The 23,588-nt window shown below is 43.5% G+C and carries 20 protein-coding genes; 8 read left to right on the top strand and 12 right to left on the bottom strand.

The window, feature by feature from the left end; translation table 11 throughout:
- Positions 1-53 precede the first annotated feature (53 nt).
- From panP to L3V36_RS01200, 4 genes are all read right to left on the bottom strand, one after another.
- The gene (gene panP / locus L3V36_RS01185) at positions 54-1,697 is read right to left on the bottom strand and encodes a pyridoxal-dependent aspartate 1-decarboxylase PanP (protein WP_017077843.1); all 1,644 of its coding nucleotides are present in this window, start codon (positions 1,695-1,697) and stop codon (positions 54-56) included.
- A gap of 119 nt (positions 1,698-1,816) precedes the next feature.
- The gene (locus L3V36_RS01190) at positions 1,817-2,344 is read right to left on the bottom strand and encodes a hypothetical protein (protein WP_004734688.1); all 528 of its coding nucleotides are present in this window, start codon (positions 2,342-2,344) and stop codon (positions 1,817-1,819) included.
- 174 nt (positions 2,345-2,518) lie between these two features.
- Positions 2,519-3,424: a lysine exporter LysO family protein gene (locus tag L3V36_RS01195; RefSeq protein ID WP_102446904.1), complete on the bottom strand. Its 906-nt coding sequence runs from the start codon at positions 3,422-3,424 to the stop codon at positions 2,519-2,521.
- 54 nt (positions 3,425-3,478) lie between these two features.
- Positions 3,479-4,399, bottom strand: a complete 921-nt coding sequence (locus tag L3V36_RS01200) for an HDOD domain-containing protein (RefSeq protein ID WP_004734690.1) — start codon at positions 4,397-4,399, stop codon at positions 3,479-3,481.
- A 357-nt stretch (positions 4,400-4,756) separates the two neighbouring features.
- On the opposite strand from L3V36_RS01200, the gene L3V36_RS01205 reads away from it, so the two are divergent.
- Positions 4,757-5,338: a TfoX/Sxy family DNA transformation protein gene (locus tag L3V36_RS01205; RefSeq protein WP_004734691.1), complete on the top strand. Its 582-nt coding sequence runs from the start codon at positions 4,757-4,759 to the stop codon at positions 5,336-5,338.
- 160 nt (positions 5,339-5,498) lie between these two features.
- On the opposite strand, the gene L3V36_RS01210 is transcribed toward L3V36_RS01205, so the two are convergent.
- The 3 genes from L3V36_RS01210 to L3V36_RS01220 form a co-directional block, all read right to left on the bottom strand.
- Positions 5,499-6,041 (bottom strand): hypothetical protein, encoded by a 543-nt coding sequence (locus L3V36_RS01210; protein WP_048609214.1) that lies wholly within the window; start codon positions 6,039-6,041, stop codon positions 5,499-5,501.
- 249 nt (positions 6,042-6,290) lie between these two features.
- Entirely contained in the window at positions 6,291-6,788 is a 498-nt protein-coding gene (locus L3V36_RS01215) for a response regulator (RefSeq protein ID WP_102446903.1), read from the bottom strand.
- On the bottom strand, positions 6,781-8,724 hold the full coding sequence (locus tag L3V36_RS01220; protein WP_102446902.1) for an ATP-binding protein: 1,944 nt from the start codon (positions 8,722-8,724) through the stop codon (positions 6,781-6,783). Before L3V36_RS01220 ends, L3V36_RS01215 begins: the two co-directional genes overlap by 8 nt.
- A gap of 183 nt (positions 8,725-8,907) precedes the next feature.
- Between L3V36_RS01220 and L3V36_RS01225 the strand changes: the two genes are divergently transcribed.
- The 4 genes from L3V36_RS01225 (at position 8,908) to L3V36_RS01240 (ending at position 14,923) form a co-directional block, all read left to right on the top strand.
- Positions 8,908-10,170: a DUF945 family protein gene (locus tag L3V36_RS01225; protein ID WP_017091692.1), complete on the top strand. Its 1,263-nt coding sequence runs from the start codon at positions 8,908-8,910 to the stop codon at positions 10,168-10,170.
- Positions 10,171-10,332: 162 nt separating this feature from the next.
- Positions 10,333-11,427, top strand: coding sequence for a 3-phosphoserine/phosphohydroxythreonine transaminase (serC, locus tag L3V36_RS01230; protein WP_029404986.1), 1,095 nt, complete (start codon positions 10,333-10,335; stop codon positions 11,425-11,427).
- Between the two features lie 365 nt (positions 11,428-11,792).
- A complete protein-coding gene (locus L3V36_RS01235) occupies positions 11,793-12,941 on the top strand; it encodes an extracellular solute-binding protein (RefSeq protein ID WP_076646725.1) in 1,149 nt (382 codons plus the stop codon).
- 20 nt (positions 12,942-12,961) lie between these two features.
- Positions 12,962-14,923, top strand: a complete 1,962-nt coding sequence (locus L3V36_RS01240; RefSeq protein WP_102446900.1) for a diguanylate cyclase — start codon at positions 12,962-12,964, stop codon at positions 14,921-14,923.
- Between the two features lie 48 nt (positions 14,924-14,971).
- Here L3V36_RS01240 and L3V36_RS01245 read toward each other — a convergent pair whose 3' ends face one another.
- A complete protein-coding gene (locus tag L3V36_RS01245) occupies positions 14,972-15,784 on the bottom strand; it encodes a helix-turn-helix transcriptional regulator (RefSeq protein ID WP_102446899.1) in 813 nt (270 codons plus the stop codon).
- Positions 15,785-15,871: 87 nt separating this feature from the next.
- Between L3V36_RS01245 and L3V36_RS01250 the strand changes: the two genes are divergently transcribed.
- Complete coding sequence (locus L3V36_RS01250; RefSeq protein ID WP_004734698.1) at positions 15,872-16,114, top strand: hypothetical protein; 243 nt, start codon at positions 15,872-15,874, stop codon at positions 16,112-16,114.
- A 55-nt stretch (positions 16,115-16,169) separates the two neighbouring features.
- Positions 16,170-16,862, top strand: coding sequence for an MOSC domain-containing protein (locus L3V36_RS01255; RefSeq protein ID WP_017094359.1), 693 nt, complete (start codon positions 16,170-16,172; stop codon positions 16,860-16,862).
- A 125-nt stretch (positions 16,863-16,987) separates the two neighbouring features.
- Here L3V36_RS01255 and L3V36_RS01260 read toward each other — a convergent pair whose 3' ends face one another.
- Both L3V36_RS01260 and L3V36_RS01265 read right to left on the bottom strand, forming a co-directional pair.
- Positions 16,988-17,704, bottom strand: a complete 717-nt coding sequence (locus L3V36_RS01260; RefSeq protein ID WP_102446898.1) for a 3'-5' exonuclease — start codon at positions 17,702-17,704, stop codon at positions 16,988-16,990.
- Between the two features lie 5 nt (positions 17,705-17,709).
- Positions 17,710-19,599: a DUF294 nucleotidyltransferase-like domain-containing protein gene (locus tag L3V36_RS01265; protein WP_004734701.1), complete on the bottom strand. Its 1,890-nt coding sequence runs from the start codon at positions 19,597-19,599 to the stop codon at positions 17,710-17,712.
- Between the two features lie 150 nt (positions 19,600-19,749).
- On the opposite strand from L3V36_RS01265, the gene L3V36_RS01270 reads away from it, so the two are divergent.
- Complete coding sequence (locus L3V36_RS01270) at positions 19,750-20,394, top strand: outer membrane beta-barrel protein (RefSeq protein ID WP_102446897.1); 645 nt, start codon at positions 19,750-19,752, stop codon at positions 20,392-20,394.
- 182 nt (positions 20,395-20,576) lie between these two features.
- Here L3V36_RS01270 and L3V36_RS01275 read toward each other — a convergent pair whose 3' ends face one another.
- Entirely contained in the window at positions 20,577-21,767 is a 1,191-nt protein-coding gene (locus L3V36_RS01275; protein ID WP_017086475.1) for an aromatic amino acid transaminase, read from the bottom strand.
- Between the two features lie 202 nt (positions 21,768-21,969).
- The gene (locus L3V36_RS01280) at positions 21,970-23,496 is read right to left on the bottom strand and encodes an HD domain-containing phosphohydrolase (protein WP_102537017.1); all 1,527 of its coding nucleotides are present in this window, start codon (positions 23,494-23,496) and stop codon (positions 21,970-21,972) included.
- Positions 23,497-23,588: the final 92 nt, after the last annotated feature.

The following is a 23,588-nucleotide window of genomic DNA, read 5'->3' on the forward strand; positions in this document are numbered from 1 at the left end:
AGTTACATCAAAAAGAAAGAAATTTTCAATTTGATGCAACTAAAATTGAATGACTATGCGTTGATTTGCGTAACCAGTTTAGTGATTTTACTCATCAAGTTAGGTGCTAGTTTAGAGATTTCACGCTGTTCTTCAAGCACTGAAGAAAGAATATCATTACCTGTCAGTGGATTTGCTAACACCACCCGGAAAACGATGATTGGTTGATGCGCCCATGCTTCGGGATTTAAGCGCGTTCGCGATACGAAAGACTTACCTGTTTCACGCTGCTTCTTTTGAATAAACTTGGTCAGTTCATTCAGTAGCTCATTCAGTTCAACGCGTTTTATTGCGTCAGCTTTAAGCAGCGCCGCTTTAACTGGCTCAGGCACATAGCGGTAAGTCAGTAGGCACAGCTCAGGCTCTGAAACCAGTTCGAAATCGCTTTGATCTTTAATCAGGTCGGCAAAGTAGCGCGCTTTGTTGATGCTTTGGTCGATTAGCAGTTCATAGCCAGGTCGGCTGATGATGTGCATCGACGCATAAACAAGCATTGCCATACCGGAACGAGAGCCTTCTAACGTATGACTACCAAGATCTTTCGAACCCTTACGCAATATGTATTGAGCATGATGTTCGATCGCTGTCATCGCATCTGGTTTCTTAAACAGCACCATACCCGCACCCATAGGGATATAAAGCTGTTTATGTGCGTCAATCGTGACTGAATCTGCTAGCTCGATGCCATCAAGCAGGTGACGATGATTGTTCGACATCAGAGTCGCACCTCCCCAAGCTGCATCTACGTGGAAGTGACAATCTGTTTCGGCACATACCTCAGCAATGTCTCTTAGCGGGTCGATATTACCAGTTTCGGTTGTACCAGCCACACCAATGACGGCGAAAGGTTTGATCTTGTTCTGCTTAAGTTGCTCGATCTTGAGTCTTAGATCGTCAGTGCAAATGCGGTTGTCGTTATCCGTCTTAACAGACACTAGACCTTCTTGACCAATACCAAGGACATCTGCGGCTTTTTTCAGAGAGTAGTGACCACGTTCAGAAACTAAGATGGCTAGGCCTTCGTAGTCGTAGTGCTTCATGGCTTTAAACAAGCCTTCTTTTTCTACACCTTTGAACGAGCCTTGTGCCTTCAACGCATTGTTGCGCGCAACCCAAAGCGCAGTAATGTTCGCGATGGTACCACCAGAACAAAACGCACCCAAAGAGTGGTTCGCACTGTGCATCCAGCGTGAATAAAACTGATCGTCATCTTGGTAGATCAAGCGATGTAGCATACCCAGAACTTGACGCTCTAGGGGCGTGAAAGCTTTGGAGGTCTCAATTTTTACTAGATTCTGATTCAACGCAATCATGATCTTAGAAAGCGGCATCAGAAAGTACGGCAGAGCAGACGTCATGTGGCCAATAAAACTTGGCGAAGACGTATGAACCGAGTGAGACACGAGAGAATCGAGGAGATGCTCAGTATGTTCAGAAACAAACTCAGGCTGCTCAGGGATATGAGCATTTGAAAAATCTTTCTCAATTTCACGCAGCGGCTTTTCTTCAGCCACAATGTGTTCACGTAAGAATTGATTCAGGTTTCGTGAAAGTTTGTCTTCAATTTGAGTGAGTGTTGAATCTGGGCCTTCAGGTACCGTGAAGATACGTAAAAGACTGTCGAAGCTAACATCTGCTGTTTTTTGTTCCGTAACCATAGCAAGCGATTTATTTTTTTTTATATTGACGCGAGCGGGACAATCTAAACGAAAACGGGAACAATGTCCCGTCTTAATTATGAAATCCAACTTCTCAAAAAAGCATATTAAATGAGGGGTTATTTACACTTAATCGCTTCAAGTTTAGTAATTGACTGGTTGTAGCGTTGCAGTGCCGTATCGATTTGCTTAGGGTGGCTAAGCAATTCTGCAAACGCTGAACGTAGCTCGTAGTTTTGAGCATGAGGCGTTGATTGGCGGTCGTCGAACGTTGTTTTCGCGATTTTACCTAGCTCATCATCACGTGTTGATAGCGTTTTAATGTCGTGTTGCTCTAGTTGTAGCCAACCTTCGACAGGTTGTTCTGTAGCCACTTTGCTAGAGTCATTCACAAGGTAGTAGTTTACTGCAGCACGATTAAGCTCAAAGTGGTGCTTACGACCTTCTAGGAACCACTCACTGACTTCTGTTAGCTCTGGGTATTGCTCAGAGGTCAATGCAGCAAGGTCGGCATACCAATTCAAAGAGGCGTCGATGTACGCATCATATTTTTTTGCTTGGCACTGGTTTGTTTCAGACATTGAATCTGCTGCAAAAGAGAAAGTAGAAGTTGAAGCTAGCAGTAATGCGACGCAAAGGCGTTTCATAGTGGTTCCTTTTGTAAGTTTATTCTTTTTATAACTTTGTCGTTACAGGTTACCGTGATCGTTATTTGTTGAGCAATGACACTTAGTGTCTTTTTATTTCGGTAACTGTATCGGTGTCTTGGGCATAGGTATTCGAGTTGCATTCTAATCTAAAACAAACGCTATTCCTGCGATCTAGTTAGCAAGAGATACAAAGAACAACATCAAAATCGGGACAAGCAAGCTTAGGATAAAGCCACTGACGATAGCGATAGGCACACATCGAACACCGCCTGTTGTTTGAATGACAGGTAGAGTGAAGTCCATCGCCGTAGCACCTGCATAGCCTATAGAGGCACACGGATAGCTGCGAATCAGCACTGGAATCAGTACTAAGGCAACTAACTCTCTTAACAGCTCAAGCATGAAAGAAGCACCGCCATAAACAGGGCCAAAGGCGTCACCCATCAAGATACCAGCCAGAGAATACCAACCAAATCCAGAAGACATAGCCAAGGCTTTGAACAGAGGGATATCCAGAATGTAAGCCGCGATAACGCCACCTAGCATTGAGGTGACGATAATCGTGATTGCGATGACCATGCCGTGTTTGTTCAGCAAGATTTGTCGAAGTGTTAAACCGCTATTACGCAGTTGAATGCCAATAAAGAAGAGAAGTACAAACAAAATCCATTCACTGGCGGTATCAACCCAATCAAGACTGATAGGCAAGACTAAGCCAGCGATAAGGCCTGAACCCACAACTAGGATCAGTTTGGCAGACTCCATTGCCATCGAAGAGAGGGGAAGCTTCTTCTTGCTACTATCGGTTTTGAGTGGCAATAACTTATCAATAGCGGGCAGTGCCATTAGGTTACAAACACTTAAGCAGACAAAGAAAGTGACGGTGTAAAGAAGGATTGTCTGCAGATTACTGCCTAGGTTATCGAGGGCGGCTAAGCTTAGCCCCATTAACGCGAGAATCACGTAGATCAACCGCGATGTCGAGCGGTTGATAAATTCTAGCGTCTGATCGTTCGAAATAGAAAAAAGATACCCCACGACGAGTGGTGCAAATATAAAGATCATCCCTGTAAACATGCTTTCCCCACTGCATTTACTTCATATTACATTTACTTGTCACTTAACAGTGACTTAGAAGCCACTAGTATTGATCACGTCGCTTAGCTTTGCATTAAAATCATGTTTGCTCAAGTTGCTTAATTTATAAAGCACCTCTGCACCTGTCACGTTAAGTTCAACTTCGTGATCATCGATGTTCTCATCCTTGTTTCTGAACATCAGCAGGTGATTAGCGATTCGTGCAATATCCAAGTAAGACACTTCGCGTTCTTCGTGGCTATTAATGGTATTACTGCACACATCAATAAAGTCGCTGTCGAAGCCCCAACGATTAAGCACCAGTTTACTGGTTGCAGAACATTGGCCTTGGAATATTTGTAGGGCGATATCGTGGTCTAGGTAATTGCCATTTTCGAGGTAGAGGTGGTATTCGCTAACCAAACAGAACAAACCAATGTCAGCCAGTAATCCGACAAGCAGTGATTTTTCATGTTCAAGGTAGCGGTATTCAATAGGGGATAGTTCTTTGAAGCCGTTGGTCACCAATACCATAGTGGCGCCGAGTTCTTTGGAGACAGAAGCGCTCTGAACCAGTAACTCATTACACTCTTTGCTCAGGTTGACTGAATGCTTGAGTTGTTCAATAGCCTGAGCCGTAACGATATCACGCACTCTTAATATGCCAAGGCGCGACACAGCCGTCATCATATCGACACAAGTAATGTTGCGTCTGTTGAATACGACAGAGTTAGCCACTCGAATGACGACAGCAGTGAGGCCTGGGTCTTCAAGTAAGCATTCGGCAACTTCGGCAATCCCGGTTGATTCGAGGGTGCAAAGCTTTTGAATTTTCAGCACAACGTTAGGGATAGGAGGAAGTGTTATTTTTCCCGCTGAAATAGAATGGCCAACAAGTTGGGCAAACTCTGATTCTAGACCCTTTAAGAGAAGAGCCTTATTTTGTGGTAGCCAGAAAAACGATAAATGATTCATAAAAAAAGTAACAACATGTATGTTCCGCCATTTTACAAGCCGCGATGCTGTGAAGCAATACTCATCCGACGACATAACCTTGAATAATTTGAACGGGTGTATCACTGGATGTCGAAATTTAAGCATGGTTTGATAGTTTACTGTGATATCAATCATGAAAAATCATAATACTCAATTGATTGATGTGAACTAAGTCCAGACTTATTTTTCTTTTCGAAGTATCATTTATTTAAAGGTGGAAAACGAAATCATAATATTCACCTAAAGAATAAAAAATAGATTAAAAATTTTTCGCATAAAAAGCTGCTTGTCTGGTAATGAACCTAATCGGGGTAATTTGATTAAGGATCAACGGACATGACCGAGACAGCATTTATTAATTACGTGAATCAATTTGGTGAGCATCAAAAACGTTCTATGTTTGGAGGTATCGGCCTCTTTCAAAATGACGCTATGTTCGCTTTATTGAGTGAAGGTTGTTTATTCATCAGAGGTGGAAAGTCATTAGATAAAAAACTGACGGATCTTGACTGTGAAAAGTATCGTCATGTAAAAAAACAGACAACAGCTACCGTAAATTATTACGATATTACTGACCTGTTTACATGCGAACATCCTGAATTGGATAGTATTATTCGTACTTCAATCGATAATTCAATTCAGCAACGTAGCTTTAAGAAATCATCCGCTAGCCGTCGATTGAGAGATCTACCAAACATGCAACTTACGTTAGAGCGCATGGTTAAAAAGGCGGGTGTGGACGATGTTTCAATGTTTATGCAGTTGGGCGCGCCTGAAGTGTTTAATAAGGTTCGCAAAGCGTACGGAAACGATGTTGACCTAAAACTACTTTGGAAATTTGCGGGTGCAATTGATGGTATTCACTGGAAACTATTACAAGAGCCACGCAAGCAGCAATTATTAAAGGGCTGCCACTAAAGAAGTTTGCCTTATATGCTTAAGATTATTACTAATAAATAAAAACCGAGGAATGTCCTCGGTTTTTTTGTTTCTGTCTAGCCGGACTTCTTAAAAGACTAAGTATCAAAAGGCTAAGTGCTCATGGAGAGCTTATTTGTTAGGGCTTGAGCGTTAAGTATTAGTACTTGAAACGAGCCGTGAACATTAGCTGGTCACCGTAGAAGTCGTTAATACGAGCTTCAGCACCTAAAGAGAAAAGCTCTGTAGAGTGGAAACGCGCGTAAACAGAACCCGTCCAATCATCGTTGTCATCGATAGAAACGTAACCACCTTTACCACCAACTTCTAGTTGTGGACCAAGCCATTGGCGAACACCAACGTTGATTTCCATACCGATATCAGTAGAGCTTGAGTTTTCAGGCTGAACGATACGAGCTAGCATTTCACCTGTTAGGTCTGCCCAGTTGTTTAATGGAGCGTGGAAACCAAGACCTACAGCTGAGTCGTAATCGCCTTCAAATTCTGAATCGATACGTGCTATAGCGTGAGCATTCGGGTGAATTGACTTACTGAACGCGCCACCAAATGTTACTGGGCTAGCACCGATACGTGCTTCAAAGTAATCGTAGTTAAAGTTGCTCATTACTTGTGGTTGTTCATCAACAGCTAGTGCTTGGCCAGAAGCCAATAGCATAGCGGTAGTAAGTAGAATTTTGCGCATAACGACCATAAACCTTTATTTAGTGTTAATTCCTTTGGCTTGAGAAAAATCAGGCAAACCATAAACATTGAGACAGTTTAATCTAACTCGTGGAAAAGTAATCCATAAAAATGCCAATCCTTTGCCATTTAGCTAAAAAATATACAATTTAAGCGCTGCTCTGCAACTGAGATCTCATGTTTATGGGGCTATTCACCAAAATCTAAGTTCGATTCACCAAAACTTAAGGTCGATTTACAATGCATTAGCTTATTCACCAAAGCTTGTTCGCTTGTTTGCCATTGACGTGAGGATGCGCTCGGTATCTAAAATGGAAGTCCAGTTTAGCAATTGCTTGTCGTTTGCAATCACATAGTCGGTCAGTTGTTGAGTAATTGTGTCTTTGAGCTGATCACCTTGCCAAGGCTTAGAAATATAGAAATCAAGCGCTGCGTTATTAATCGCGGTAACCGTATCTTCCAGGCCAGCTTGCCCTGTGAGCAGTAGTTTGCGTGTCGGCTTAGTGTAATCGTTCTGATTGAGTTCTATGAGAAAGTCGATACCGGTTTTGTCAGGCATGATGTGGTCGCACAAGATTAACGCGAGCTTTATACCATCTTGTCCCATTTCTTTTATTACTTGTTTGGCTTCATCGACAGACTCAGCACCTTCAACCAGAAAGTTCTCTTCAAATATCGCCAAGTCCTGAAGGACACTGTTAAGAACTTCAGGCTCATCATCGACACATAAAATTAGGTACTTATTCATGAGGTGCTCCTTCTTGTTTGAATGGAAGCCACACTTGCATGTGTGTATGGCTGCCTACCTCAGACTTCACCAAAATAAACCCTTGATGAGCCGAAACGATTTGTTGAGAAATAGATAAACCAATTCCTAAACCAAAGTTACCTTCTTTTTTGGTCGTGAAATTTGGGTTGAAAATGGTGCTGATGTCTTCTTTCGCAATGCCATGGCCAGTGTCGGAAATTTCCACTACTAAAAACGTGTCGTCACCTTGCGTCTGTTGAGAGGTAGTGATTGACACTTTTCCTCGTTCAGAAAGGGCATCGAGTGCGTTAGAGATCAGGTTGGTCCACACTTGTTGCAACGAGAGCGACTGGCACAATAAAGGTGGTAAGTCAGTGTCGTAATGCTTTACGAGTTGGTGATGTTTGAGTCTGTTTTCAAAGATCACTAAGGTATCTTCAAGCCCTTCGTGAATGTCTGCGTAGTGGCGAACCTCTTCATCTTCTCGGGCATAGCTTTTTAGGCTTTTAACCATATCGGCAATACGCTTGCTGCATACTTGAATTGAGCGGATAGAGTTTCCAACATAGTGGTAATGCTCTAAGTCATTGAGCAGCTCTTTGCCTGCGACAGGTGAGTCTTTCAAGGTGTCTAGAACCGCCGAGTCTTGGCTTAGGTTTAGTCTCACAGCTTTCTTGGCTAGCGCACGATCATCGATAGTCGACGTAAGATGCTTTACGAGTTGTCTTTCTTGAGCCGTTGATAGTGGCTTGGCTAACTTTGAATGCGCCAGCACGTCAGTCCCTTTATTCGATTCTGGGAATGACGAGTTTTCGAGTATCTGGTCGAGATGTTCAGACAAGGTTTCAATACTTCGTAAGATCGCGGCAATAGGGTTGTTCAACTCATGAGCAACGCCCGCGACAAGTTGCCCAAGCATCGCCATCTTCTCTTTCTCGATCAATTGTTGATGTGCAGACTCTAGTGACTCCAACGTTTGTTGCAGCTTGATTTTATTAGTGATACTTCTTTGCAAGCGGCGGTTAAAGTGACGGAGCAATAGATTGGTGAATAACGGCAGCAGGGTATTGTTTGAGTGCATCACTTGAGCAAAGCTATCTTTATCCAGCTTGATGACTCGTGTTTGCGTTAGGGTTATCGCGGTTGAGAATGAAGGTTCACCCGTCACAAATGACATCCCGCCGACAATATTGCCCTTAGAGTGTCGTACCACTTCCCGCTGTTGTCCCAACTCATCTTTTTTATAGAGCGCGGCTTCACCCTCAATGATCAGCCATAAAAAGCGATTGTCTTCACCTTCTACAGTGAGGAGATGTTCGGGTGAGTAGTCTCGAATGGCCTTGGTTTTGTCATCTTTTGAAAACACATCTTGTAATGCACTGACGACACGCTCTGCAAGGGCATTGTCAGAAAGCTGGTGGTAGTCGTGAATGAAACCCGATTGAAAAGAATGAATCTTTTGCTCGATGTGTGCTCTGAATAAGCGCTGTTGATCCAACGCATCACTGTAAGATAACAGGTTTTCTGAGTCGTATTGGATAACAAAAGAGGTCAGCTCTTTTTGCGCCGATTTGAATAGAACTTGATCTTGAACGGGTTTGGTTAGGCAGTGATTGAGCCGGCCTTCATTCACCGCGGTCAGAATGGATTGAATGTCTGACGAAGCGCTGACTAATATCGTTCTTGCGGTATTACTATGGGGCAGCTGTTCCAGTTCAATAAGAAATTGCACACCATTAAATCCAGAATGATGATGAGTGATCACTAAAGCAACGGTTTGGTGGTGATCATGGATATCTTCTAATGCGTGATGCGCGTCTTCTATGTTCTCGGCAGTATAAATATCGAATACAGATGCTAACGGAGCCAGCTCCGAACGTATTCTTTCAATGCTAACCGGATTATTGTCCAAACAGATAACAGCGTATTGATTCACAGCTCAACCTTAATAGTAGCGACGTCTCTAGCCTAGCAAGAACCGCTGAATAAGGATGAGAGCTAGCCGTTAATTTATTGAGGCAATCGAAGTATCGAGCAATAGACTGATTTAACTCAATGTTTCTTGTTTGCTACTGATGGGTTAGACTAAAAAAAACAGACTAGTGTAGAAAGAGAACTCATGGAACAGTTAAGAAAAATTGGTGCAATTGGCGGAGCAATCTCATTGGCACTTTGTTGGCCATTAGCGGTTGGGCAAATTGGACAAAATGCGATTACTGATGGCGTTGCAAAGCTTAACAATTCAAGCATTCAAGCTGAGATCGTGGAATACGATAGAGGTTATCTTTCTTCTACTGTAACCACTCGCGTAACTGTGACGGATGAGAGCTTGAAAGAGCAACTCGCGCTCGATGGCTTACCGAGTGAGTTTGTCATTAATAGTGCGGTGAGCCATGGCTTAGTGAGCTTAAACGCGCTGTCGACGTTTGAGAACACTGACATTCTGCCTCTTACTCTGACTACCAGCACTGAGCTAAACGGCAACACGGATTTCAACTTCGAGTTAAGCCAGTTCAATCACCAAGGCTCAGAAGAAAATGGTACCTCGGTATCTATCACGAAGTCGAATCTGTCTGGCCATGCCACTGTATTAGGGCAGGTTGATTACCAGCTTTCTATCCCATCGGTTCAAATTGATTTTGAAACGGGTGAAGAGGTCACACTCTCTAACCTAAAAGGCATTGGCTCAGGCCAGCAAGCGAAAGGTTACTGGTTAGGCACGCAGAATTTTACTATTGATAGCTTCTTGATTTCAGATTCTGCAATGCAGCCTTTCATGACCATCGAAAACTCTAAGTACGATTTTGAATCGCATCTAGATGAAGCGACTAAGCGCTTGAGCAGCAGTCTTAAGTTGGATATCGCCAACATTGAGACCAACGAAGGCCAGTTGAACAATCTAAACGTCGATTTTGAAATGTCGAAACTGGACAGCCAATCGTTTGAGAAAATCTTTGAAATTTACCAGGCGAATCCTGTTCTGACACAAGAAGATGTAGCTGAGATCATTCCGTTCATCGACGTATTGTTTGCTAAAGGCTTCGACCTTTCAATGAACAATATGTCGTTAGAATTAGGTAAAGGGCAGTTTGAATCTAAATGGTTGGTGAGCGTACCGGAAGGCACAGAAAACATCAGCAGTAACCCTTCAATGATTGTTCCTGCATTAACAGGTAATGTTCAATCTAGCTTCTCAAATGAGCTTGTTGAAGAATACCCTTTTATCCGTGAAGGTATAGATGAATTGATCGTGATGGAAATGATCAAGCAAACAGAAAGTGGTTATGAAATCACGGCTGACCTAGAGAATGGAAATCTAGTGTTTGAAAATGGACAAGAAATTCCATTAATTGCACTGCTTATGCCGGCTTTTGTTCAATAAAAAGAGTCGGGCTTAATACTGATAGGGCGATCTAACGGGTTAAGTTAAACATTTTGTACGGTACGAAACAAAAGAGGTCTTAAGACCTCTTTTGTTGTTTTTATGTTGGGTAAAACATGGTATTACTTGCATAGTTATTATTTAGCAGGAGCAATTATCCCCATGGAACTTACATTAGATAACGTATTCAACTTTAGTGCTGGCCCAGCGGCACTGCCTAAACCGGTAATGAAACAAGCGCAAGCAGACTTCATTGATTGGAATGGTTTAGGCACTTCCGTTATGGAAATCAGCCATCGCAGCAAAGAATTTATTCAAGTTGCCGATGAGTCTGAGCAAGACCTACGTGATCTTCTGAACATCCCAGACAACTATAAAGTTCTTTTCTGTCAGGGGGGCGCTCGTGCTCAATTCGCTGCTGTTCCTCTAAACCTTCTAGGTGACGCGACGAAAGCAACTTACATTGATGCGGGTTACTGGGCAGAAAGCGCAGTGACTGAAGCGAGCAAATATTGCGAAATCGATGTATTTAACGCGAAGACATCTATTGATGGCAAAGCGGCGGTTGTTCCGGCTAAAGATTGGAAAATCGATCCAGAAGCGGCGTACGTACATTTCTGTCCAAACGAAACCATAGATGGCATTGAAATCAGTGAGCTTCCTCAAACGGATAAGCCAATCGTCGCGGATATGTCATCTAACATTCTGTCTCGTAAGATCGATGTTTCTCAGTATGGTGTTATCTACGCGGGTGCTCAAAAGAATATCGGCCCAGCTGGTATCTGCATTGCTATCGTACGTGATGATCTACTAGAACTAGCAAACGAAGTATTGCCGAGTATTCTTAACTACAAAGTACTTGCTGAAAAAGACTCAATGTTCAACACACCACCAACGTACGCTTGGTACCTATCAGGCCTTGTATTCAAGTGGCTGAAAGCTCAAGGTGGCGTTGAAGCGATGGAGCTTGTGAACAAAGAGAAAGCGGCGTTGCTATATAATGCGATTGATAGCTCTGCTTTCTACAAAAACGATGTTCACACCGCAAACCGTTCAAGAATGAACGTACCTTTCCAATTGGCAAAACCTGAGCTAGACAGCAAGTTCTTAGAGCTGGCTGATACTGCAGGTCTGAAATCACTCAAAGGCCACAGAGCGGTAGGCGGAATGAGAGCTTCACTTTACAACGCGATGTCTTTGGAAGGCGTGCAAGTATTAGTCAGCTTCATGAAAGATTTTGAAGAGAAATACGCTTAATCAATAACAGAAGCTTGAACAATAAATAGCATCCTTGCTTTTGATTGTGTCAGATGTACTAAACGAGATGAATGCCGCTTTTGCGGCATTTTTTTTTGCCTAAAAAAGCATAAAGGGTATGATATGTTGCACTTTTTGTTCAGAGTTAAGTTGAACAAAAAGGTTTGGTTGTTATCGGGGGAGAGCAACTTGTATCGATCGAAAAAATGAACAGATAGCTTGGTTTTTCTGTTTATTACTGACCTTTTTCTATATAACGTCTTGCCCCAAAATAACGACAAACCCCAACAGCCCATGTCATCACCATTCTTGATGATTTCTGGTGCCATTCGAGACATGATACTTTTCGCCATGAGGAATTAGGTGTGAGATTTTTGAGTATATTAGCGGCGTTGTTCCCCGTGGTTACTTGCGCCTCTACGCTCGAAATATGGGCAGGTATCAATTATGAAACCGCTGACTACGTTAAAGAACACATCGAATCGATGACTGATCATCGTGTTGAAATACGACCATTTGATATCAACAGTATCCGATCAGAGCTGCTTGTCGCAGATCCTCGAGACAATACCTTTCCTGATGTTATTTGGGTGCCTTCTGATTTCTTGGGGCTTACTGAGTATATTGAGCTCTCAACGTTACCTTCCGCTTGGGTCGATACTTCACGCTATGAGAAAAAAGCTCTTGATGCCGTAGTGATTAATGATGAACTTAAGGCGTTACCAGTAGGAATCGGTAACCAATTAGTTCTGTATTCGAACAAGCCGCAAGACCATGCCATTACTTGGGAAGAGTTGATTCAACGCTCATCTGATTCGAACCGTGCCACTATTTTGTTCCCAAATCCAAACATGTACTTCTATTTGGCTTTTTTCCAACTGTTTTCTCAAGATATGCTTTCATCGATAAACATTGATGGGGAAGGTTTGGTGTCAATTTTTGAGTTCGTCGATAAGCTTGAGAAAGCCAAAACCATTGAAGCGTCTTGCAATGAGACATGTGCGAGGCAACGTTTCATTGCTGGTGAAGTCGAGTTTTTGATTGATGGTGATTGGGCTTTTAGCGAACTAGATCAGGCGTATGGCGAGCACTTACATGTGAACTCTTTACCTACCTATCGCGACAAGGCGATGTCTTCATTTAGTGGTGCCAAGATTTTTGCGATCACAAAGAAAGGGATGAACAACCCGGAGAAAAGAGAAGCATTAAAAGAAGTTGTTCAGTACTTACAATCGAACAGTTTTACTTATTTAGCGCATTCAAACGCGATGATCTCGCCATTTCGTGAGGTGAACCAACGCCGTGTTGAAGAAGGAAACAAGACTTTCTCTAACATGTACGATGAATTTCAATCTTCGCAAATGATGTCGAGCGACTATAAAATGGCGATCGTATGGGAAGCTTCAGCACGAGCGTATGAGCGATATAAGTCGGGAATGCCGAAGCCAGAGCTGAACAAGTTTTACGATGACTTTGTAAGCTACTACTCAGCGAACATGGGGGCTGGCGATTGAAACTTTCATTGAAATACTCCATGGGTTTGGTGTTGTTGGCGTGTTCGTTATTCCCAGTTTATCTAGCCGGTCAACTGATACTGAATAAGCAGAATGAAAGCTCTCTTGAACAAAAAGAGATCAAGCTAGCCAACTCAACGGTAGGTATTCATCAAACGGTGCAAGAGCAACTAAACCTTACAGCCAGTCTCACGCAGTGGTATTCGCAAGATCGTTCATTGATTAAAGCGGGTGGGAATATCTTTTTCTCTAGCGTTGTGTGGGACAAGATGGAGAGCTTTAACGCACTAGCCGATAGCGTGTCCGCAACCTATATATTGGATAGTAACTGGAAGCCCATTTATGACAGCAAAGGTAGCTTGTATCATTTTGAACAAAGTCAGTTACTTGAGGATTTGAAGCTTCCTCAGTCTGCGTACAAGCAAGGCAAGTTGTTTCACGCTGAGTTTATAGAGCCAGAGATCGCAGATAACGCGGATTCAGGTATCGTTTTTGTCGCGCCAATTTTGCCGTATCGGTTGATAGAGGGCTCAAGTTATACGCCGCAAGGCTATCTCGTCGTGCTGATGGGTTACGGCCGATTAGAGTCTAAAATGGCGCCTTTCCTGTATGACAATGAGTCAGTGGAGTTTGATTACTTGGCTTCGGTTAGCGATAAAACTGAACAAACAGGCACCCAGTTAATCTCTAACGACAATAAGTTGTTTTCAGAAGCATTAACATTAGCGGTGAAACACCATGTATCGGACAGTGCTCGTTTAGAAGAGATGCAGCAATCTCAGGTAGTGTTTGTTCGAATATTATTTGCGACATTAGCCGTCGCAATTGTCTTTGCGTTAGTATTGAATCGCGCCTTTTCGAGACAACTTAATTTGCTCACAGGTTCGGTGGAGTCCTACTCAAACAACCAGCCCCCTGAGCACAATCCAGATAAGCATCGTTTTACTGAGTTCACTGTATTCAGCCGTTTATTGGAAAAGATGTGGTCTCGAATACAGAGTCAATTGAGTGAACTGACGATACGTAATAATCAGTTGAGATCCGCCTATCAACAGATAAAAGAGAACAACCACAAGCTTGAAAGTTTTAACACACAGCTAGAGCAAACGGTTGAAGAGAAAACGAGTAAATTAACGCATTCATTAGCCCGCGAAGAGTCACAGAAAAACCGTATTCTTAAGATCGTTAAGTTTGCTTCTATGAGACAAAGTGTCGAGTATCGCTTGATTCCTGAGCTGGTGGATCAACAACTGGAATCGTTGCTTCCTGATAGCTTAATCCAATTCAGCTTTAACTCTGTTTCTGATGGCGACATTGCTGATAGCGATATGACTAGTCGCAACAAAGATTTAAAAGATTCAAAAGGCACCACGATTGGTTACTTCTCGTCTCAGGGTTTTGGTTTGCTGAGCGAGGAAGACTTATTGATTTTCGACCTATACCAAAAACAGTTAGCTGGTTGGATAGAGCTTGAGAACATTACTCGTATCAACATGCCAACAGGGTGCTACAACCGTAAAGCCTTCGATGAAGATCTGGATTTCTCTAAGCAGCGTGCTACAGAGTATAAAGACAGTTTGTCTTTGCTGATCATTGATATTAATGGACTAAAGACCGCTAACGATCAGTATGGACATGCGGTTGGTGATGAGTTGATCAAAGGCTGTACGGATGTGATTCGCAATCGGTTAAGCCATACCAGTAATCTGTATCGATTAGGTGGTGATGAGTTTGCTATTCTTACTTTGAAGTCTGCTGAGCAACACGCGCAAGACCCTCACCAACTCGCTGAACAGCTGTATGCGGATCAAATCGATCAGGCTATCGAAACGCAAGTCGGCGTTAGCATACCGGTTAGATTCTCGATTGGCGTCGCGTCAACGGAATCGACAGAAGTCGAGCTACTGTTTTCTCAAGCGGATGAAGATATGTACCGCCAAAAGCGTCGTTATTATCAAGATCTAGCTGAAGTAGCAAAATAGCGTAAGTCACCTTGTAAATTAGAATCAGGGCCTAAAGATAGGCTCTTACTACCTTCTTCGACCATTTAAGCGAAACTGCTGCGGGGTGACATTGAAGGAAGCCTTGAATGCTTTGATGTAGGACGAGTCGTTTTGATAACCGATTTGGTCGGCAATGCTTTGGATTGAGAGTTCTTCATCCAACAAAGACAGCGAATAAATCATCCGGATTTGTTGTCGCCACAACTGAAATGATGTGTTGAACTCTTTTGAGAATAAGCGCGACAAGGTTCGCTCTGATGCACCGACTTTCTCTCCCCATCTCTTTAGCGACAAATCCAACGTTGGCGTTTCTGTCAGCGCTTCAAATATAAGCTTCAAGCGCCTGTCTTCGGGTAGCAACAATTGATAGGTCTGAACGTTGTCTTTCATGATCTGATCGTGCAATACCGAAAGCAATCGCGATACCTCTTCATCACTCACAAATCCTTCGCACTGTCTGCGAATTTCCTGTAATAACTCATTTAAAAACGGTGTAAGGGTAATGGTTCGTACTTGAGGCTTATATTCATTTCCAAATGTAGGATTAAGGTAGATGCCGACAAATGTTGTATGGCTCAATGCGATAGATTCGTGTTGAATACCTGCAGGCACAAACAAAGCAGAAGTATGGGGCACAAGATGCTGGAAGTGCTCGGTTTTCGTTTGCAATAGGCCTTTGAGTGGGAAGATCACTTGATGCCACGTATGTTGGTGCATTGCATCGACGTAGCCCTTGGGCATATCGATGGTCTTCACTAACGCTGGTGAATTAGGATTGGCGACCATCATCTCATTTGAGGTGATGATTCCGGAGTGAGAATCTATTTGGCGGGTTGGCATGGTTAACTGGCTCTATGTCCCTATTCTGACGTGGCGAGACTAGGCTATCATGCCCGGCAGAGTGAATGAAGTAGAGAGGGCACGCGTATGCGATATCAAGTTGAAATATCGAAAGAAAACCAACTACTATTCAAAGTTGATATTGAAGGTATTAACCAAAATAAGTGTGAAACATCGCTCGAAACGGTCTTGGCTAAGTTTCCGAAAACAGAAGGTTATCAGCGCCATCTATTGCTTTCGAACAGCGAAACGCGTTACCTAAAGAGCACAGAAAACCACATTGAAGTATTAGCAGCGGTTCCGGTATTTAAATCACTGGGCGAGCAATAAGTTGGCTTTAGCTCGTATAAAACAGCAAATAAGTTTCAGGTAAGAAGGAAGAGATATGAAGAAGTTAGGCTTAGTAAATAGCGTATTGGTAGGCAAAACTGTTGCCTTTGCACACGGTGCAAACAGTGCCATCAACAAGCAGGTTTTACCTGAGCGTCAGCATGCCACAGAACTTGGTTTTACCAATGACGAACAAGGCGACCCTCGCTTTCACGGTGGTATTCAAAAAGCCCTTCATATCTACCCAAGCGAGCACTACCCAGTTTGGCAGGAAGAGTTAGGTGACAAAATCATCTTTCAATCTGCAGGCGCATTTGGCGAGAACCTAAGCTCAAGCGGCATCACGGAGCACTCCATTTGCTTGAAAGATAAGATTCGTATTGGTTCAACATTGTTGGAAGTCTCGCAAGGTCGTATGCCGTGCTGGAAGCTGAACGTGAGATTCGATCAAAATGATATGGCAAGAAGGCTGCAAGATACGCTAAGAACTGGCTGGTATTTCCGTGTATTGGAAGAGGGGGATATCGGTGCTGGAGATGAGATCATTCTATGTGAAAGACCTTATCCAGAATGGCCGTTAACTCGCATCATGGGAGCGGTGTTCACAGGTTGTTTGGATAAACAAGAGCTTAAAGAACTGGCGGAGCTACCTTTAGTCGAATCTTGGGGAGCACTCATAGAGCGTCGCCTTGAAACTGGCAAAGTCGAAGATTGGGAAATGCGATTAGTTGGTCCGACAGCGGAGTAAGCTTTTCCTAATACGCAAAAACAAAACGCTCACTATTTAGATAATGTGAGCGTTATGAGTATTAAGGTGTCAAACGGCTAACGGCTAGTCGCTTCACGTACGATTTAAACAGTATTTAAATCTAGCTATAACCAGAAATCTTTAACCGGCATGTCAGGGCTAAAATGATGTGCAATCTGCGCTTGTAGTAACTCTGCGGTTGCAATTGCATCCGTTAATGCATGATGCGGCGTGTAGTCAGGCAAGTGATATCGACGGCGGCTCTGCCCTAATCTCACTGACGCAGGCTTCTTGCCTTTGAGCTTATTCCATAGGCCGCCAGCCAGTTTGTTCTGGATTTGAGATTCAATATCGAGCGTGTCGAGGACTGGAAATTCGATCCCTTCACCTAATCTCACTTTCAGTGCGTTATCCAAGAAATCACGCTCGATACGACGGTAATGAACCACTGGGATGTGACCCGCCAGTGATTCTAATATCTCATCTAACACCTCGCTAAGGTCTGGCGCGTCAATGATGTCGTTGTGAGTGATACCATGAATAACCACAGAGTCTTCTTCTAATTTCTGCTTTGGTCTCAGTGTCCAGTGTTTGGCTTGTCGTAAGTAAATACGATTTAGCGTAAACGGGACCAGGCCAATGGTAATGATGCCATCTTTGTTTGGGTTTAAACCCGTAGTCTCAAAGTCGACAGCTAAGAAGGTTACTTCTGATAATGGCGTATCAGGCGCAGGAAGAGGTTGGCTATAAAATTGCTTTAAGCGTTCGTCTCTCGCTCGTTCCAGCTTTTGAGCAAACTTAAATGGCCAATCGACCGCAGGTGATCTGAATAGTTTGTTCATAGGCCCTACTTAAACTTATTGCTGGCTTGATAACGGAACTTAAGGAAGTTCTGCGCATTACTTAATATTTGGAATGCGTCCTTTAAGTTGCGTCGCTCGAAGTCAGATAGGTTCTCTGGCTCAATGTTGTTATCCGGTTCTATGTTGTTGTCGACATCGTGTGCTTGGTGGCGAATACGAACCAGAGATATAAACTCCATCGCATCTTTCAAATCTTGAGCTCGGCCTTTTGGCAGAATACCTGCGTCGATAATGTCATCTAAACGTTCGAATGAGTTCTTAGAACGAGAGGCTACCGCCAACGAGTGAACACGAATTAGATCGGCAAGTGGTGCGGTACCACGACGCTTAAGGTTGATCGAGTTGTTGTGACGACCATCTTTTTCCATAACGAAATCTTTGAAGAACCCGAGTGGCGGTGTGCGGTTAAGCGCATTACGAGCAAGACATGCTAAGAAACGGTTGTTCTTACGTGCACGGCGAACAATAAAGCTGTTCAGTTGTTCCGCCCATTTTAAGCGACCGTAGACACCGTCTAAATCAAAGAAGATAGAAGCGTTCAATAGCGCTTTCGGGTTTGGATCATCAATCCAATCGGCAAAGCACTCTTCCCATTGGCGACGAGTCATGCGCCACGTTGGATTAGTGGCCATGATGTCACCGGTACAGTACACATAGCCACACTGATCTAAGCCATCACAAATGAAGGTCGATAGCTCTTCAAAGTATTTACCGTGTTTTTTCTCGTCGTAGGTGTCATCAAGAATAATGGCATTATCTTGGTCAGTAACGAGCAGCTGCTCATCACGACCCATCGAGCCGAGTGCAAGGAAACAATAAGGAATGGGCGCTTTACCTAATTTCTCTTCGCCTAGCTCGATAATACGTTGCTTAAAGCTACGGCCGATTACCGACATTGCGGTACCCACCATGTGTGCGTTGGCATCTTCGTTAACCAAGCGCACAAAGCTGTCTTTTACTTGTTCAGAAAGTACTTTGAGATCTTCAATGCTTTGTTGTTGGAAGATGCTGCTTACCAATAACAGCGAGTTTTGAGACTCGTAGCGAACAATATCGGTCGCTTCGATAATACCGATAGGTTTCTTATCTTTAAGCACTGGCAAGTGGTGTACGTTGTAGCGAAGCATGGTCATCATTGCTTCATATACATAGGCATTGTGGTCGAGTGAGATAACCTCTGGTGTCATCACACTGGATACTTCATCCGACGGGTCAAGGCCTTCGGCTAGAACGCGAGTACATAAGTCTCGGTCGGTAATGATGCCGATAACAGGTGTTGAATCGTCTTCATCATCTTCAACAATATCAGGGTCGATGATCAGTAGAGAAGAGACATTGTCTTCTGCCATCATGGTTGCGGCTTGTTGGATGGTGCGCGTTTTCTCGATCATCGGCGCTTCGCTGGTCAATAGCGTTTTGACCTTAGATGTCGATAAATCGTTGGCGTCGTTGCTGTCTGAGTTTGCTTGGCGAAGTCGCGCGTTATCTTCTACCTCGACAAAGTCGGCGAATGAATCATAGTTGTCGTAGAGCTCTTGGAAAATCGGCTCAGGGATGCAATAGAGAAGGGTATCTTCGGTCGCTTTAACTGGGAAGCGAACTTTGTTGTTGGTCAGCAACCCCATTTGTCCAAACACATGCCCTTCGTCAAGGCGATTATAGAGTTCGCCCTTACGACGATAGACTTCAACCTCGCCACTTCGAACGATATAGAGGTCATGAATTTGATCACCAAAGTGAATGATAGGGGTATCTTGGCGGTAATAAGAAATTTCCACACTACTGGTCACTTTCACCAATATCTCTTCAGGAAGTTCAGAGAAAGGGGGGTATTGTGCCAGAAAGTTTTGAATCTCTAATAACTCAGCATCCATAATGATCATCCATTGGTTTGTATGATTTCATGGTACAACATTTGATAATAATTTTCCGGCACAAATCAATCTGTGAGCTAAAACCTTTTTAAAGTCTTATGGATAGACTAATCTTTCAGTTAATGGAGTGACAGTGGAAGGATGATAGGAATGTCGAAGTGGAAGCTTAGTTTGGTACCTGCGGTTTTTATGTTTTCTCCAAGTTTGTGGGCGGACACTAACGCGGTGGATATTCTTGATTATGACCATATATATGCCACCGCGCATTCGGGCAGTTTAAATGAAGATGCGGGCAGTAATAACAATGCCTCGTCGTATGGATTAGGCGTCAGTTACGCGATGACCGATGATTGGTTGTTGTTAGGTGACTATAGTGCGCGCTTCATTCATCCAGATGAAAGTACCACTCGAATTGATACCTTAATGGCAGGGGCTGGGTATCGTTACAGCATCAAGAAAGATTTGGATATTGTCGCTTCTTACTTGCTGGGCATTACTAAAGGTGAGGTAGAGCTTAATGGCAGCAACGAAACCATCGAATCGGATACTGAATTTGTCCAAGGTGTAAAAGCCGAACTCAACTATGGTTTTGCAAAACGTTGGATTGCTAACGGCAGTGTGCAAGTGAACCTAAGTGACCTGTTTGATGAAGAAATTTACCACGTGGGTTTGCGCTATCTCGTGACCAATAAGTTTGCGATTGGTGGCTCTTATCAACACAGAGATGGTGAGGGTAGTAAAGGTGGAAGCGAGAGGACGAATGAGCTAGGTGTGGAATTTTTCCTAGAGTATTAACCAGCAACGCAGAGGCTAAGCGTTATTACGCAGAGACTAAGTGTTAGTAACGAAAAGGCTAAGTGCCTTAATAGCTCTTATATACATAGCTCTTATATACAAAGAGACAGACACAAAAAAGCCAGCTTAATCGCTGGCTTTTGTCTATCTATAGGTCGACAGATACAGGTTTCGCTTTTCGATTAAAGAACCGCAGCAAGACCTTTACATAGAGGACCCATGTTTGACTTAGTCATGCCAGCAACACTGATACGGCCAGAACCAACAATGTAGATAGCGAATTCGTCTTTCAGGCGAGTTACTTGCTCTTTGCTTAGGCCAGAGAAAGAGAACATGCCGTTTTGGCGCTCGATGAATGTGAAGTCTGCATCAACACCTTCAGATTTCAGTGTTGTTACGAATAGCTCACGCATCTCTTGGATACGGTCACGCATTTCTGCCACTTCCGCTTCCCATTCAGCACGTAGATCAGCATCACCAAGGATGTGAGTTACTACAGCACTACCGTGCGCTGGTGGGTTAGAGTAGATAGAGCGGATGATGCTCTTAACTTGAGAGAACGCTGTCGTTGCGACGTCTGCAGATTCTGCAACTAGAGTGAATGCGCCCACACGCTCGTTGTACAAGCCGAAGTTCTTAGAGAATGAGCTAGCAACAAGGATCTCTTTATTGTATTGAGCAAAAATACGTAGACCAGCTGCATCTTCTTCAACGCCTTTTGCAAAACCTTGGTAAGCAAAATCGAATAAAGGAAGCAGTTTCTTCTCAGCAACCAGTTTAGCCAGCACTTCCCACTCGTCAGTTGTTGGGTCGATACCTGTTGGGTTGTGACAGCAGCCGTGAAGAAGAACGATATCGCCTTCAGAAGCTTTCTCTAGGTCAGCAACCATGCCTGCGAAGTCTTTGTCTTTTGTTTCAGCGTTGTAGTAGCTGTATTGAGCTGTCTCGATACCCGCAGCAGCGAAAACGCCGTTGTGGTTTGCCCAAGTTGGGTTACTGATCCAGATTTTAGCATCGCCTAGTTGGCGCTTGATGAATTCGCCAGCAACGCGAAGTGCACCAGTACCACCAGGAGCTTGTGCAGTTTTCGCGCGTTGAGACGTTACGATCTCTGCGTCTGAACCGAAAAGAAGCTTCTGAACCGCTAGGCCGTACTCAGCTGTACCTTCAATTGTCAGGTAAGATTTGGTTTTTTCGCTTTCAAGAAGTGCAGCTTCTGCTTTCTTTACTGTTTTAAGTACAGGCGTTTGGCCAGCTTCATTTTTGTAGATGCCAACACCAAGGTTGATTTTCTCTGCACGAGAGTCTTTTTTAAACTCTTCAGTAAGGCCGAGGATAGGATCGGCGGGAGCAGCTAACACTTTTTCAAACATAATCTTCATCCATGTCAATTGAGAGGGGATAGTATCTATGGGTAGTTATACCTGTATGGAATTTTTAAGACAATACGAAGTGAACAGAAAGGCCAAAAAAAATCCATTTCAATCAGATTTATTGACTAAAGAGGGTATTTGATAACAAAACACCCTACGGATTAACCTATAGGGTGCAAGAAGTTAGTGGTTTTTATATAGATTAGGCTGGTTGAGCAATAAAGCTTTCACGCTCGAGTTCACTTGGTACATTTTTGCCATCTTTGTAGGTCGCGGCAATCGAAACAAACTCTTGTTCGACAGCCAGAAAAGCTTGGACAACTTGCGGATCAAAATGCGTCCCATTGCCCTCCAAGATAATCTGCTTAGCTTGTTCATGAGTAAAGGCTGGCTTGTAGACTCGTTTTGATATTAACGCGTCATAAACATCGGCTAATGCCATCAAGCGACCGGATAATGGAATGTCCTCACCAGACAGCTGATTTGGATAACCGCTGCCGTTCCATTTTTCGTGGTGGGTCAGAGATATCTCTTTCGCGACTCTCAGGAAAGAGCTGCTTCCTAACTGCTTTTCTGCAATAGATAACGCTTCAGCACCAATTGCGGGGTGACCTTTCATTATCTCAAACTCTTCGTCAGTTAATTTGCCCGGCTTTAATAACACGTTATCAGGAACGCCTACTTTGCCTACGTCATGAAGTGGGGCAGATTTGTAAAGCAGCTCTATGTAGTTTGGTGTTAACAAGTTTGCGTGGATTTCCGACTTACTGAGCTCTTGTGCGAGTACCTTTACGTATTCTTGGGTTCTCAGAATGTGAGCACCGGTTTCATTGTCTCGAGATTCTGCCAACGCAGACAAACTTACGATCGCAACGTCACGGGTAGTTTTGACTTCGTTTTGTGCCGTTTCGAGGCTATCAAGCATGGTGTTGGTCATTGATGCCATTGAGCCAAGCTCGTTGTAACCGAAAATAGGTAAACGAACGCCTTGTTCGCCATTGGTGACCTTGCTCAATGCACACTCTTGGCTAAGCAAAATGCGTTTAATCAGTTTGCTCCAAAGTGTCATGATGATGATTGCGTAGCCACCCAGCACCACTGCCAAATAAATGAACTCTTTGATCACGCTGATCTTGCCTGTTCCATCTAATAAGCGGTCAGGGTTATGTTCTAGCCAAAAGATGTCTTTGACGGCGATCATAGTTAGCATGGTGGTTAGTGTTACCAGAAGCACGATAACCAAACCAATCATTTGCTTAACCAGCGAACTCCTTTCGCCAATCAGTTGGAAGTCAAATTGCCCAGTCGCCTCCATTTTATCCATTTGGTTGAGTTGGGCGCTTAATTGAAGAATGGTACCGGTAAAGAAGCCGAATAGGCTCATGCCAAACAGTACTTTCAAATTACTGTCTATGGTGAATTCATAGCTTAAGTTGTAGTAGAGCGCGAAAGGCACACTTGCAGCAAAAAATAACAGGGTATCGAGCTGCGCGAATCGACCTTGTTTGACTAAGGAGTGTTGCGCTAATAAGTAACGACGCGCGAGCCATAATAAGACAAACACAATACTGACTTGTGTGAAAATCTCTAACGTCGTTAAGCTTTCGAGCATTGGGCACACCCGACTGCCGTAGGTACCAAACAGCACGCCAGCGATGACATATAATTTAGTCGTTAGCGATTGATTGTAATTTGAAGTATCCATCGATAAGCCTTTGTTGATTTTCATCTTAGGGTTTCGTAACTAATCCTAAGTTTACGAATACGCGATTTTCACATTGATTTACGATTTTCACATTGATTCACGATATTGGAAATTTG

Source organism: Vibrio sp. G-C-1, assembly GCF_021728015.1.
GTDB classification, from domain to species: domain Bacteria; phylum Pseudomonadota; class Gammaproteobacteria; order Enterobacterales; family Vibrionaceae; genus Vibrio; species Vibrio splendidus.

What these genes read in the sequence shown, in the direction of transcription:
- L3V36_RS01250 (WP_004734698.1), top strand. Translation starts at nt 15,872, where the DNA reads ATGCGATATCAAGTTGAAATATCGAAAGAAAACCAACTACTATTCAAA.
- L3V36_RS01245 (WP_102446899.1), bottom strand. Translation starts at nt 15,784, where the DNA reads ATGCCAACCCGCCAAATAGATTCTCACTCCGGAATCATCACCTCAAAT.
- L3V36_RS01210 (WP_048609214.1), bottom strand. Translation starts at nt 6,041, where the DNA reads ATGCGCAAAATTCTACTTACTACCGCTATGCTATTGGCTTCTGGCCAA.
- L3V36_RS01215 (WP_102446903.1), bottom strand. Translation starts at nt 6,788, where the DNA reads ATGAATAAGTACCTAATTTTATGTGTCGATGATGAGCCTGAAGTTCTT.
- L3V36_RS01195 (WP_102446904.1), bottom strand. Translation starts at nt 3,424, where the DNA reads ATGTTTACAGGGATGATCTTTATATTTGCACCACTCGTCGTGGGGTAT.
- serC (WP_029404986.1), top strand. Translation starts at nt 10,333, where the DNA reads ATGGAACTTACATTAGATAACGTATTCAACTTTAGTGCTGGCCCAGCG.
- L3V36_RS01265 (WP_004734701.1), bottom strand. Translation starts at nt 19,599, where the DNA reads ATGGATGCTGAGTTATTAGAGATTCAAAACTTTCTGGCACAATACCCC.
- L3V36_RS01275 (WP_017086475.1), bottom strand. Translation starts at nt 21,767, where the DNA reads ATGTTTGAAAAAGTGTTAGCTGCTCCCGCCGATCCTATCCTCGGCCTT.
- L3V36_RS01260 (WP_102446898.1), bottom strand. Translation starts at nt 17,704, where the DNA reads ATGAACAAACTATTCAGATCACCTGCGGTCGATTGGCCATTTAAGTTT.
- L3V36_RS01255 (WP_017094359.1), top strand. Translation starts at nt 16,170, where the DNA reads ATGAAGAAGTTAGGCTTAGTAAATAGCGTATTGGTAGGCAAAACTGTT.
- panP (WP_017077843.1), bottom strand. Translation starts at nt 1,697, where the DNA reads ATGGTTACGGAACAAAAAACAGCAGATGTTAGCTTCGACAGTCTTTTA.
- L3V36_RS01200 (WP_004734690.1), bottom strand. Translation starts at nt 4,399, where the DNA reads ATGAATCATTTATCGTTTTTCTGGCTACCACAAAATAAGGCTCTTCTC.
- L3V36_RS01240 (WP_102446900.1), top strand. Translation starts at nt 12,962, where the DNA reads ATGGGTTTGGTGTTGTTGGCGTGTTCGTTATTCCCAGTTTATCTAGCC.
- L3V36_RS01205 (WP_004734691.1), top strand. Translation starts at nt 4,757, where the DNA reads ATGACCGAGACAGCATTTATTAATTACGTGAATCAATTTGGTGAGCAT.
- L3V36_RS01270 (WP_102446897.1), top strand. Translation starts at nt 19,750, where the DNA reads ATGTCGAAGTGGAAGCTTAGTTTGGTACCTGCGGTTTTTATGTTTTCT.
- L3V36_RS01225 (WP_017091692.1), top strand. Translation starts at nt 8,908, where the DNA reads ATGGAACAGTTAAGAAAAATTGGTGCAATTGGCGGAGCAATCTCATTG.
- L3V36_RS01190 (WP_004734688.1), bottom strand. Translation starts at nt 2,344, where the DNA reads ATGAAACGCCTTTGCGTCGCATTACTGCTAGCTTCAACTTCTACTTTC.
- L3V36_RS01280 (WP_102537017.1), bottom strand. Translation starts at nt 23,496, where the DNA reads ATGAAAATCAACAAAGGCTTATCGATGGATACTTCAAATTACAATCAA.